Source organism: Nocardia tenerifensis NBRC 101015 (genome assembly GCF_000308715.1).
Classification (GTDB): domain Bacteria; phylum Actinomycetota; class Actinomycetes; order Mycobacteriales; family Mycobacteriaceae; genus Nocardia; species Nocardia tenerifensis.
On sequence record NZ_BAGH01000550.1, the window covers coordinates 1 to 11,769 of the forward strand.

Annotated in this window: 13 protein-coding genes; 8 read left to right on the plus strand and 5 right to left on the minus strand. The window is 70.4% G+C overall.

Features of this window, described 5'->3' with window-relative positions; genetic code table 11:
- Positions 1-625, plus strand: a 625-nt coding sequence (locus tag ON39_RS36155) for a substrate-binding domain-containing protein (RefSeq protein ID WP_040740889.1), incomplete at its 5' end; no start/stop codon positions are given.
- Between the two features lie 5 nt (positions 626-630).
- Here the strand turns inward: ON39_RS36155 and ON39_RS36160 are convergent.
- Positions 631-1,422, minus strand: coding sequence for a helix-turn-helix domain-containing protein (locus ON39_RS36160; RefSeq protein ID WP_040740890.1), 792 nt, complete (start codon positions 1,420-1,422; stop codon positions 631-633).
- A 129-nt stretch (positions 1,423-1,551) separates the two neighbouring features.
- Here ON39_RS36160 and ON39_RS36165 point away from each other — a divergent pair, with 129 nt between their 5' ends.
- Together ON39_RS36165 and ON39_RS36170 are read left to right on the plus strand one after the other, a co-directional pair.
- Positions 1,552-1,998, plus strand: coding sequence for a hypothetical protein (locus ON39_RS36165; RefSeq protein ID WP_040740902.1), 447 nt, complete (start codon positions 1,552-1,554; stop codon positions 1,996-1,998).
- Positions 1,995-3,014 carry a zinc-dependent alcohol dehydrogenase family protein gene (locus ON39_RS36170; protein WP_040740891.1) on the plus strand — a complete coding sequence of 340 codons (1,020 nt, stop codon included), beginning with the start codon at positions 1,995-1,997 and terminating at the stop codon, positions 3,012-3,014. Before ON39_RS36165 ends, ON39_RS36170 begins: the two co-directional genes overlap by 4 nt.
- Before the next feature lie 11 nt (positions 3,015-3,025).
- On the opposite strand, the gene ON39_RS36175 is transcribed toward ON39_RS36170, so the two are convergent.
- Positions 3,026-3,757 carry an HNH endonuclease family protein gene (locus ON39_RS36175; protein WP_040740892.1) on the minus strand — a complete coding sequence of 244 codons (732 nt, stop codon included), beginning with the start codon at positions 3,755-3,757 and terminating at the stop codon, positions 3,026-3,028.
- Between the two features lie 581 nt (positions 3,758-4,338).
- Between ON39_RS36175 and ON39_RS36185 the strand changes: the two genes are divergently transcribed.
- Positions 4,339-5,205 (plus strand): haloalkane dehalogenase, encoded by an 867-nt coding sequence (locus ON39_RS36185; RefSeq protein ID WP_040740894.1) that lies wholly within the window; start codon positions 4,339-4,341, stop codon positions 5,203-5,205.
- A 216-nt stretch (positions 5,206-5,421) separates the two neighbouring features.
- Entirely contained in the window at positions 5,422-6,285 is an 864-nt protein-coding gene (locus ON39_RS36190; protein ID WP_040740895.1) for an RNA polymerase sigma factor, read from the plus strand.
- Positions 6,286-6,317: 32 nt separating this feature from the next.
- On the opposite strand, the gene ON39_RS36195 is transcribed toward ON39_RS36190, so the two are convergent.
- Complete coding sequence (locus ON39_RS36195; RefSeq protein WP_040740897.1) at positions 6,318-7,451, minus strand: TDT family transporter; 1,134 nt, start codon at positions 7,449-7,451, stop codon at positions 6,318-6,320.
- A 70-nt stretch (positions 7,452-7,521) separates the two neighbouring features.
- Between ON39_RS36195 and ON39_RS36200 the strand changes: the two genes are divergently transcribed.
- Positions 7,522-8,433 carry a LysR family transcriptional regulator gene (locus ON39_RS36200; RefSeq protein ID WP_040740898.1) on the plus strand — a complete coding sequence of 304 codons (912 nt, stop codon included), beginning with the start codon at positions 7,522-7,524 and terminating at the stop codon, positions 8,431-8,433.
- A gap of 3 nt (positions 8,434-8,436) precedes the next feature.
- Here ON39_RS36200 and ON39_RS36205 read toward each other — a convergent pair whose 3' ends face one another.
- Complete coding sequence (locus ON39_RS36205; protein ID WP_246003016.1) at positions 8,437-9,102, minus strand: phosphate signaling complex PhoU family protein; 666 nt, start codon at positions 9,100-9,102, stop codon at positions 8,437-8,439.
- Between the two features lie 142 nt (positions 9,103-9,244).
- Here ON39_RS36205 and ON39_RS36210 point away from each other — a divergent pair, with 142 nt between their 5' ends.
- The gene (locus tag ON39_RS36210; RefSeq protein ID WP_040740904.1) at positions 9,245-10,048 is read left to right on the plus strand and encodes a transglutaminase-like domain-containing protein; all 804 of its coding nucleotides are present in this window, start codon (positions 9,245-9,247) and stop codon (positions 10,046-10,048) included.
- A gap of 5 nt (positions 10,049-10,053) precedes the next feature.
- Here the strand turns inward: ON39_RS36210 and ON39_RS36215 are convergent, their stop codons facing one another.
- Positions 10,054-11,205: an FG-GAP repeat domain-containing protein gene (locus ON39_RS36215; protein ID WP_040740899.1), complete on the minus strand. Its 1,152-nt coding sequence runs from the start codon at positions 11,203-11,205 to the stop codon at positions 10,054-10,056.
- 241 nt (positions 11,206-11,446) lie between these two features.
- Here ON39_RS36215 and ON39_RS36220 point away from each other — a divergent pair.
- A partial coding sequence (locus ON39_RS36220) for a nitroreductase/quinone reductase family protein (protein ID WP_040740901.1) occupies positions 11,447-11,769 on the plus strand: 323 nt, incomplete at its 3' end.

An 11,769-nucleotide genomic window follows, 5' to 3' on the forward strand; every position in this document is an offset into this window, starting at 1 on the left:
GCCGGTCCGGCTGGCCGGGCCCGCGGAACTGCTTGCGGTACAGGTACTTCCGGCCCTCGCGCCGTTGATCGCGCACGGCGTCCGGCTGACCGTGACGGCCGGGCTCTCGGAGGATCTGCTGGCCGGCCTGCGCGCGGGCCACTACGACCTGCTGCTGTCGACCGTGCGCCCGCGCGGCCGGACCGTGGTCGCGGAGCCGCTGATGGACGAGGAGTTCCTGCTGGTCGCCGCGCCCGCTGTCGCCGACCGGATCGACACGACGCGGCTGCTGTCCGACGGCCCGGCCGTGCTGGCCGGCGTCCCACTCGTCAGCTACGCCCCCGACCTGCCGATCCTGCGCCGGTACTGGCGGCACGTCTTCGGCCTCCGGCTGACCGGCGAGGCGGCGGTCATCGTCGCGGACCTGCGCGCGGTCGCCGCCGCCGTCGCCGCGGGCGCGGGCATCAGCGTGCTGCCGCGCTATCTCTGTGCGGCGCAACTGGACTCGGGCGAGCTGAGCACCCTGCTCGATCCGCCGGATCCGCCGATCAACACCGGCTTCCTGGTCCGCCGCCCCGGCACGGACCCGCGCCCGCACGTCGAGCTGGTGCACACCCGCCTGCGGTCCGCCGCGCGTACCTGGTAGCTCGGCTACCCCCGGGCCGCGCGGGCGCGCAGGATCTCCGCCGTCTGGGCGTCGGCGGGCAGGAACGCCTCCAGGTGCAGCTCCGCCAGGGTGATGTCGGTGGCCGTGGCGAACGAGGTGAGGGTGGTGATGAGCCGCAGCTCGCCGTCGTCGCTGCGCAGCCGCAGCGGCACCGCGAAGCCGAGGTGGTCCGGCCCCGGTTCCGCCTGGGGCAGATAGCCTTCCAGCTCGGCGATCAACTCCTCGAGCGCGGCATCGGGGCTGCGGGACACCCGGCCGCGCAGGGCCTCGGTCACGTGCTTGCCCCACTCGGGCAGGTTCACCACCCGCCGGGCCAGCCCGTCCGGGTGCAGGGCGAGGCGCAGCACGTTGATCGGCGGCTTCAGCAGGTGCGGCGCGGCGCCCTCGGTGAGCACCTCGAACGCGGAGTTGGCGGCGAGCAGGATGCCGCGCGGCCGCACGACGATCGCCGGATAGGGCTGATGGCCGTCGAGGATCGTCTTCAGCGCCTCCCTCACGGGGCCCAGTTCCGATGTGTCCAAATCGGATTCGGGGAAAGCGGGCGCGTACCCCGCCGCGAGCAGCAGGTCGTTGCGCTCGCGCAGGGACAGTTCGAGCGACTCCGCGAGCCGCACCACCATGGTGCGCCCCGGCCGCGAGCGCCCCTGCTCGAGGAAGCTCAGATGCCGCTGGGTGGTGTCCGCCCGGATCGCGAGGTCGAGCTGGCTGACCCGACGCAGGGTTCGCCAGTGCTTGAGCTCTCGGGCGAAACCCGGTGCAGCTATCGCCGTTGTCATGTCCACAGTCTTATCCGACCAGGGTCGCAGCGCGATTCCGCGGAGGGTATGACCAAGCAGCAACACCGCGTTCCGGCTATTCCCTGCCGGGAATCGCGCGGAATCGTCGCGGCCGCAAAGCTCTGTGTCATGAGCAAGCAACTGAACGACAACGAACTGGCCCGCTTCGCCGAGCAGTACGCGGCGCAGTGGAACGAGGCCGACGCGCAGGCGCGGCGCAAGCAGATCCGGGAACTCTGGGCGCCCACCGGAGCGCAGACCCTCGTCGATCCGCCGATCGAGATGCGGGCCGAGGCCGAGCGACTGCAGTTCCCCATGCCGCCGCTCGAGGTGCGCGGACACGACGCGCTGGACCGCAGGGTGACCAGGGCCTACGAGATGTTCATCGAGTCGGGCGAGTACGAGTTCGCGGTCGAGGAGCCCGCGTTCCGGTTGCCCGCGGGGCTGATCGGCGTGTCCTGGACCATGGTGGCCAAGGCCGACGGCACGGTCGCGGGCGGCGGCTTCGAGGTCATCGGCCTCGACGACGAGGGCCGGATCCTGTCCGACCACCAGTACATCGTGGGTGTGCGATGAAAGGCCTTGCCTACCACCTGGATCCGCTGCGCGGGCTGGCCGGGCTGACCACCGCGGCGCAGGAGGTTCCGCAGCCTGGCCCGGATCAAGTCGTGATGCGGGTGCGGGCGGCCTCGATCAACCGCCGCGACCTGATGCTGATGGACGGCGTCTACCCGCTGCCCGCCACACCGGGGATCGTCCCGCTCTCCGACGGGGTCGGCGAGGTGATCGCCGTGGGCGACAACGTGACCCGTGCCGCGGTGGGCGACCGGATCACCGCGAGCTACTTCGTGCGGTGGATCGACGGCCCGCAGCGGCTGGCCACGGCGGCCGAGCAGTACGGCGCCAACTTCGACGGCATGCTCGCCACTTACGCGGTGCTGGAACAGGATTCGGTGGTGCACGTACCCGCGCACCTGACCGACGTGGAGGCGGCCACACTGACCTGCGCGGGAGTCGTGGCGTGGGCGGCGCTCACCAAGCCCGTGCCGGTGGCGCCGGGGGAGACGGTGCTCACCGTGGGCACCGGGCCCGTCGCGCTGTTCGCCGTGCAGCACGCGAAAACCCTGGGCGCGCGGGTCTTCTCGGTCACGTCGAGTCCGGGCAAGGCCGAGGGACTGGGCAAGCTCGGCGCGGACGAGGTGCTCGTCTCGACCGAGACGCCGGACTGGGATCGGGCGGTGCAGGAGCTCACCGGCGGCGACGGCGTCGAGCACGTCGTCGACGCCGTCGGGTTGCCGACGCTGTCGAAATCCGTTCGCGCCGGCGGGTACAACACGCAGATCACCATGATCGGCGCCGCGCCGACGCCGGTGGCCGAGTCGGTCGGCGACGTGTTCGGCCCGCAGTATGTGTCGATCCGGCGGATCGCCGTCGGCAGCCGGACCGACTTCGAGGCGATGAATCGCTCGATCAGCGAACACCGCGTGCGCCCGCTGATCGATCGGGTGTTCCCGCTCCACGAGGCGGTGGCGGCGTATCGCTACTTCCGGGACGGCAATCCGTTCGGCAAGGTCGTCGTGGAGCTGCCGTGACCGCGGGCCGGTCAGGGGCAGGCGCTGAGTTCGCGTGTCATGGCGTCCTTCTCGGCCTGGGTCACCCAGAGCTCGTAGGCCGCCTTGACCTGGATCTGCCTGGTCAGGTAGGCGCACCAGTAGCTCTTGCTCGGCGGCAGCCATGTGGCGGCGTCGGAGTCGCTCTTGGACTGGTTGGTCGGGCCGTCGACGGCCTGCAGGTTCAGCGGGTCGTTGGCCAGGTCCTGGCGGCGCTGCGGGGAAAGTTGTTGCGCGCCTTTCTGCCAGGCGTCCGACAGCGGGATGATGTGGTCGATCTGCACGTCGTCGGAGGTCTTCGGGCCGCGGACGAACTTGATGATCTTGCCGGTGTAGGGGTCGTTCAGGGTGCCGGAGGCGACGACGCAGTGGCTGTTGTCCTTGAAGGTGACCTCGGTGAGGTCGCGCTGCAGGATGTCGTTGCGGGTGTCGCACTTGTTGTGGCCGCCGGGGACCGACACGTCGTCGGTCCAGGCCGGGCCGAATTGCTCACGGGTGTAACCGGTTTTGGGCGCGCGGCCCGCCACCCGGATCTTCTCGAGCATCGCCAGCGCGTCCCGGCTCGGCATGCTCGCCCGCGCGTCGGCGCAGACCGGCGCGGAGCCGGTGCCGCACTGGGCGCTCGCCCTCGGTGATTCGACTCGGTTCACGTAGTAGTAGGACAGTCCGATGAATGTCGCGATGGCCAACCCGATCAGAGCGAGCCGCTGAACTGTGAACTTCATCGAGCTTCCTAACGCCAACCGCCTTGAACTATATCGGGCGCCAACGTATCCGGAGGTCGAGGTCGTGGAAGTGATTGCGGGCTATGACGTTCCGCACAGCGAAGACGAAACCACCCTCGAGTCGCCGTGCCGGCGCCGACTCGAGGGTGGCCGAATCACGAGTGAGTCCGGCCGCGCGGTGGTGCGGAGGGTTGTCCAGTCCGTATTCCGTACCGACGACACCGCGGGGCCGATGAGGGAGGACCCGAGGCGTCGAGCCGCGCGGGGCGAGCTCGTTCGTGATGTCTAGGGCAGAAGCGCGCTTGCTTCTACGTATTAAGACAGTAGATAACCCGGGTTGATCTTGGCAAGTCGATGAGCCTGTTTCGGCAGTATTCTCAGGTTCATTTCAGCCTGATTGTTAGATCTACTAGTTCCTTACGGATGTTTCGGTCGTTCGCCGCAGGGGTGACGACCGCCGCGAGGCAAGCCTAGCCGCCGGAAGCGGTGACGAGCGTCACTTTGCCGAACGGTCACAGTGCGGCGATATCCCGTGTCCAAACCGGGTGCAGGCAACAGCCGGACACTCGGAAGGACAGATCATGGCAACCGTCGACGTTCTCGACTCGTTCATCCACTACCGCGACGCGGGCACGGGCTCGGTGCCGGTGGTGTTCCTGCACGGCAACCCCACCTCCTCCTACCTGTGGCGCAATGTGATTCCGCACGTCACCGATCGAACCCGGGCGCTGGCACCCGATCTCATCGGCATGGGGGAGTCCGGCAAGCCCGATATCGGCTACCGGCTCGTCGACCACGCCCGCTACCTGGACGCCTGGTTCGACGCGATGGAGCTGGACCAGGTCGTGCTGGTCGGCCACGACTGGGGCGGCGCGCTCGGCATGGACTGGGCCGCACGGCATCCGGGGCGCGTGCGCGGCGTCGCGCTGATCGAGACGTTCCTGCGGCCGATGCGCTGGGCCGAGATGCCGCCGCTCGGCGCCGAGCTGTTCCGCAAGTTCCGCGGGCCCGAGGGTGAGCGAATGATCCTGGAGGAGAATATGTTCATCGAGTTCAACCTGCCTAATGGCGCCGCCAACCTCTCGCCCGCGGACCTCGACGTCTACCGCGCGCCCTACCCGACGCCGCAGTCGCGCAAGCCGATGCTGGTGTGGCCGCGCGAACTTCCGCTCGACGGCGAGCCCGCGGACGTGGTGGCCATCGTGAACGACTACGGCCGGTGGGCGGCCCGCTCGCCCGAGGTCCCCAAGCTCGTGATGGGGCTGGAGAACGGCGTCGGCCTCGGCTCCGCCGACGCGATCGACTGGGCCGCGCGAACTTTCGTGAACGTCGAGGTCGCCTCGATCGGCCCGGCCGGGCATCACGCGCCCGAGGAGCGACCGGACGAGATCGGCGCCGCGGTGGCCGAATGGCTGCGTCGGCACGCGCTCACCGACGCGATCTCCTGATGGCCATGCGGGGCCGGTCGATTCGGCCCCGCACGTTCGCGCCAGCCGGTCGGCGCCGAGGAGGTGGCCGGTATGATCCTCGCCGAGCCGCCGCCGCAGGAGGTCTTCGCCGCCGTGGCCGCGAACCCGCCGGAGGCCGATCCGGAGTTCCGCACCCTGCGCACCTACTGACGAATCGGCTTGCGCCGACGCGCCCATCGGCCGAAAGATGGCGGAATGAGCGCGCGGGAGCACGAGGGCGAATCGGTGGCGGCCGAGGAGCGGGAGTTGGTGGGTCGCGCCATCGCCGGGGACCGCGACGCGATCGCCGAGGTGGTGCGGCTGCTACAGGACCCGCTGTACCGGCTCGCGTTGCGGATGGTGTGGCGGCCCGCCGAGGCCGAGGACGCGACCCAGGAGATCCTGCTGCGCGTGCTGGGCAACCTCGATACCTGGCGCGGGGAGGCCAAGCTGCTGACGTGGGCGTATCGGATCGGCGTGAACTATCTGCTGAATCTGAAGCGGCAGTCGCCGCAGGAGGCGGCCCAGCTGAGCTTGGACGCCTACCGCGACGGCCTGGCCGACGGGCTCGCCGAAGCGGACTACCTCGGCCCGGAGGCGACGCTGCTCACCGAGGAGGTCCGGCTCAACTGCAGCCAGGCCATGCTGCAGTGCCTGGCCCGCGACGAGCGCGTCGCGTTCGTGCTCGGCGACGTCTTCGAGCTCAACTCCACCGACGCCGCCTGGATCCTCGACATCACCCCCGCCGCGTACCGGAAGCGCTTGGCGCGCGCCAAGAAACGCCTGGGCAACTTCTTGACCGCGACGTGCGGCGTGGCCAACCCGGAGGCGTTCTGCCGCTGCGCACGCCGGGTGGACAAGGCCCTCGCGCTCGACCGCGTCGACCCGAGCCGCCCCGCCTTCGCCCGCCACCCGATCACCCCCGGCGGCCGCACCGTCGCGCAGGCCGAGCAGCAGATGGTCCAATTGCACGACGCGGCAGCGGTTCTGCGCGCGCACCCGGATTATGCTGCGCCGCAGGCGAAGATGGCGGCTATCTCGGGTCTGCTGCACTCGGGCCGCTTCCCGCTGCTGGATTGAGCCGGCGGTCCTCGAAACCGCACGGCCGGGGGCTAACCCAGCGCGGGGCGGAGGAGGTCGCCGCGCACCGCGCCGCGGGCGGTCCGAATCGCCACCGCCGACCACGCGACGACCAGCATGACGTACAGGGCGACAGCGGTGGCGGCGAACAGGTTCGCGCCGGTGTGGCTGTAGAGCACGATGCTGCCCGTGACGCATGTACCGAGGGGAAAGGTGAACCCCCACCAGGTGAGATTGAAGGCCAATTCACCCGCGCGGTAAGTCTTCACGGTGATGGCGAGCGCCAGTATCAGCCAGAGCATGGCGAATCCCCATGTGGCGATGCCGTAGACGATGGAGAACACCAGCAGGCCCTTGGCGTAGAGATCCGGCAGGGCGGCCGGGGCGGCGTTGGCGAGCAGCCCTGCGGCCGTGATGGATTGGCCGAGGGGGCCGAGCACGATCCACAGCGTCGGCACCATGCCCGCCTGCGGGGTGCCGTGGTGCACCAGGCGCGACCAGATCAGGGTGATGGTGACCAGCGCGGCGAACAGGCTGAGGCCGAACATGGCGACGCAGAGCAGGATCATCGTCAAGCGGAGTTGGCCCGCCGGGGTGTGCGGAACGAGCAGCGCGCCCATCGCGGCCGAAACCATCGGGGGCACAACGGGCATCAGCCAACCACCGAAGGCCGCGTCGGCCTCGGCGGCCCGCCCGGTGAACATCCGGTAGGGGATGGCGACGGAGGTCAGCAGGCCCAGCACCGTGCCCGCGGTCCACAGCACCCAGTCGACGGCCACCGCCGCGGTCACGCCGATCACGTCGGAGCCGAGCAGCAGGGTTCCGCCGCCGACGGTCAGCAGGGCCATCGGGGGAGCGCCGAAGAACTGCGACATCACCGGGTGGCCGCGATGGTCGCGAGCGGTGTCGGGATAGCGCGCCCAGTGCGCGACCCACGCCACACTCAAGACCACCAGCAGCGTGGCGGCCAGCGCCCACACCACCGTCGCGGCCCCGCGCAGGCCGGGGAACTGCAGCGGCAGGGTGGCGGCCGCGTTGGCGACGATGCCGGTGCCCATCACCGCGGCGAACCAGTTCGGGCCAAGCAGGCGCAGCGAGCGGGGCCCGCGCGGGGCGAGCTCGCCGACCGGCCGGGGCGCGGGGCGGGAGATCACTGTGGCGGTCATGACTCCAGCCTCGCCGCAGGTAGCCGCGCCGGGTAGCCGCGCCGTTCCTATGTATGCATAGACTCGTTCTATGCCCCTGTCGCCCCGCGTCCCCGACCTGGCCGCGCTCGATCTGCTGCTCTCGGTCATCGAGTTGGGCAGCCTCGGCCGCGCGGCGGCGGCGCACGGCATCAGCCAGCCGTCGGCCTCGTCCCGGATCCGCTATCTGGAGAAGCTCGTCGGGCTGCCGGTGCTGGAGCGCACCACGCTCGGCTCGCGGCCGACCCCGGCCGGATCGCTGATCGCGGAGTGGGCCCGCGGCGTGGTCCGCGCGGCCGAGCAGCTCGACGCGGGCATCGACACCCTGCGCACCGAGCGCGACTCGCACCTGCGCGTCGCGGCCAGCCAGACCATCGCCGAGTACCTCTTCCCGGGCTGGCTCATGCAGCTGCGCGCCTCCGCGCCCGGCACGGCCATCGCGCTGGAGTCCGGCAACTCGGTGGAGGTCGCCGCGGCGGTGCTCGACAACAAGGCGGCCATCGGCTTCATCGAGGGCCCGCAGAACTTCCGCGGCCTGCAGTCCCACGTCATCGCCGACGACAACCTGGTCGTGGTCGTCGCGCCCGGGCACCGCTGGGCGCGCCGCGGTTCGGTCACCCTCGCCGAACTCGCCGAAACCCCGCTCATCCAACGGGAAACCGGCTCGGGCACCCGAAACTGGTTCGAGCACGCGGTGTCTCGCGAGATCCCGGGGTGGCGGCCGGAGGTCGCCCTGGAACTGTCGTCCACCACCGCGATCAAGACCGCCGCCGCGTCGGACGTCGCGCCCGCGGTGCTGAGCTCGCTGGCCGTGGCGGCCGAGATCGCCGCGGGCACACTGGTCTCCCCGACGGTCACCGACCTCGAACTGAACCGCACGCTGCGCGCGGTGTGGCCGACGGGGCAGCGGCTGAGCGGCCCGGCCCGCGACCTCTACGCGATCGCGCGCGCCACCGGCCGGTAGTGCTCACGCGGTGTCGGCGGGCTGGGCGGTCGGCGGAATGCCGGTGTCCAGGAAGCGAATCAGGCGATCGATGCGGGCGGTGTGGTCGACGCAGCGTTCCAGGTGATTGGCGAGCAGGGCGATGGTGATGGCGACGGTGGTCGGCTGATCCGACGCGGGCGCGGCCAGGGCGGCGTGCAATCGCTTGTGCAGCAACTCCATGGCGTGCAGGCCGGGATCGCGCTCGGCGGGCGGCTCCTGGTGTCCGGTGGCCACGGCCTGACCGCTGAGCGCGGCGCGGGTCGCCGCTAGCCGGCCCATGTCGGCGAGGATGTCGAGAATCGGTTGCGGCGCAACGTGTCCCGGATGGCTCTGATACACCTGCTCGCCGACCTGGCTGACCAGGCCGCCGATCCGGGACAGCTCGGTCGCGATCTGGATCGCGGTGACCACGTGCCGCAGGTCGCGGGCGACCGGCGCCTGCAAGGCCAGCAGCGCCACCGTCCGCGCCTCGCACGCGCCGTACATCTTCTGCAGCTGCTCGTCGAGGGCGAAAACCTCATAGGTCGCGGTGAGGTCGGCGCCGACGAGCGCGTCGGTCACCCGCTCGGCCGCGTCATGGGCGAGCCGGCACATCAGCGTCAAATCATTGGTCAACGCGAGGAGCTCGCGGGTGAACTGGGTGCGCACTGGCAAATTCTCGCCCATATCCGCGCGGCCGGGCACCCTAATCCCCGCCGCGTGCGCGAATTGACGGCGCGAATGCGGCCGACACGGCATGCCGCGGTGGAAAACCGGGCGGCCGGTCGAGCGCGACTGCCAGGATTGTGGCGTGCAGCGCGATGTCTCAGCTCGGCTCGAGGTGGCGGTCACCGCGCCGGCCACCCTCGAGTTCCAGATCGCCGTCGCCAGGCAACCGGGACTGGAGGTGGCCGAGTCGCTGGTGTTCGAGCTCGACGGCCGGGTCGTCACCGCCAGGGAGATCCTCGGGCCGCACGGCACCCGCATCCATCAATTCACGGTCGGCCCAGGGCATCTGCGCGCGTACTACCGCGCGACCGTGCTCGGCGCCGCGCTGCCGGAACCACCCGCCGACTACGACCGCGCGCTGTATCTGCGGCCGAGCCGATTCGCCGAGTCGGACAAGCTGCTCGGCTTCGCCGCCGCCGAATTCGGCTCCGGCGCAACGGATGTACAGCTGGCGGCCCGGGTAGCGGAGTGGGTCGGGCGGCGGATCCGTTACGTCGCGGGCAGCAGCGACCCCATCGACGGCGCGGTGGAGACGCTGTTGTCCGGCACCGGGGTGTGCCGCGACTTCGCGCATCTGGTCGTGGCCCTGCTCCGCGCGCTGAAGGTGCCCGCCCGGGTGGTGTCGGTGTACGCGCCGGGCTGCGCGCCGATGGATTTCCACGCGGTCGCCGAGGCCTGGGTCGACGGCGCCTGGCGGGTGCTCGACGCCACCGGCCTCGCGCCGCGCGCCACCCTCGTGCGCATCGCCACCGGCCGGGACGCCTCCGACGTCGCGTTTCTCGACAATCACGGTGGCGAGATCGTCGTGCACGGCGTGCGGGTCACCGCCTCGGTCGACGGCCCGCTGCCCTTCGACGACAACGTTCGCGCGGTCTCGGTGCGCTGACGACCTCAAGAGACGTTCTTCAGGAACGACACCGCGTTCGCGCTGCCCGCCACCACGATGTCGAGCTTTCCGTCGCCGTCGAAGTCGGCGACGACGGGCGTCTGCGGCTGCGGGGTGACGTCGAAATCGCCCGTCTTGCCGACGGTTCCACCGTTGCCGGTGAAGATCACCATCTTGGAGTTCAGCACCGCCGACATCGCGGCGTCGAGCTTTCCGTCCTTGTTGAAGTCCGCGGTCACGATGCTGGTGGGGCCGAGGCCGGAGGCGGCGATCCGATCGGTCTTCTTGAATCCGCCCTGCCCGTCGGACAGCAGCAGCGTGGTGCTGAAGGAGAACGAGTCGGCGGTGATCACGTCGTCGATGCCGTCGCCGTCGAAGTCGCCGGCGCGCACGTCCTCGGTGATCAGGCCGCTGGTGCTGGCCCCGCGCCGGGTGAAGCCGCCGTCGCCGTCACCGGTGAACACGTGCACCTGTTGCAGCGCGTCGTTGTTGATCGCGAGGTCGATCTTGTTGTCCGCGTTGAACTTTCCCACCGTGAAGGCGGCGGCGACGCCGGGGATCACACTGGTCGGCCCGGCCGCGAGGGTGCCGTCGCCGTGGCTGAGCCAGGTCTGCACGCCGGCAGGCACCAGGCTCAGCACGTCCGCCTTACCGTCGCCGTCGGCGTCGGCGACGATCACCTCCTGTTGCGCGCCTTCGAGTGTCGGGTACTTCCCGGCCGTGCGAAAGGTGCCGTCGCCGTTGTTCACGAACGTGGCGATGGTCGTCCACGCCTGCGCGACGACGTCGGGCTTGCCGTCGCCGTTGAGATCGCCGACGCCGACCGCGCCGAAGCCGGTGCCCACCCCGCCGACCCTGGTGCCGCTGTTGAACCGGCCGTCCCCCTTGCCGGTCATCAGAATCGGCCCCGCCCCTTGGAAATCGGCCGCGACGATATCGGGCTCGCCGTCGCCGTCGAAGTCGGCGGTGACGGTGCCGATGGCGGACGGTCCTGGCCCCCACGACGGAAACTGGCCGCCCGAAGGCGAATCCACCTTCGGCGCGAAATTGATCGCGCCTGCGGCGTGCGCTGGTGCGGCGGTGAGGAAGCCGGAGCCGATCATGATCATGGCCGCGGCGAGAACCAGGGGGCGCGAGTGCGGGGCGGAAGTGTGCATGGGGTGTCCTCGGGGCTCAGAGTTGTCGCAGGGCCCGGACTCTATGACGCGCATCACACTGTGGCCGTAGGTTTCTCGGCGATTCGTCGGATTGCCCACCGCTGCCGCGCTCGGCTCTGGCACTGTGCCAAGGGCGAATTCGACACTGTGCCCCTTCGTCGGCCGTGCCGTGCGGCACAGTGCCTATACCGTGCCGTGCGGCACAGTGCCCAGATCGCGCTCCCGGTGCTACCGTCGCCGCATGCCGAGCAAGCGCGACATTCAACACAAAGTGGTGACGACACTGCAGCGTCGCGTCGTCAATCCCTTGCAGCGCAAGATACCTGGACAGCAGCTGCTCGAGACCGTCGGCCGGGTGAGCGGGCAGCCGCGCGTCACCCCCATCGGCGGGCGCAAGGAGGGCGGCACGTTCTGGCTGGTCTCCGAGTTCGGCGACCGCTCCCAGTACATCCGGAACATCAAGGCCGACAACCGCGTTCGTCTGCGCCTGCACGGCCGCTGGCACACCGGCACCGCCCACCTGCTGCCCGACGACGACGCCCGCGCCCGCCTGCGCGCGCTGCC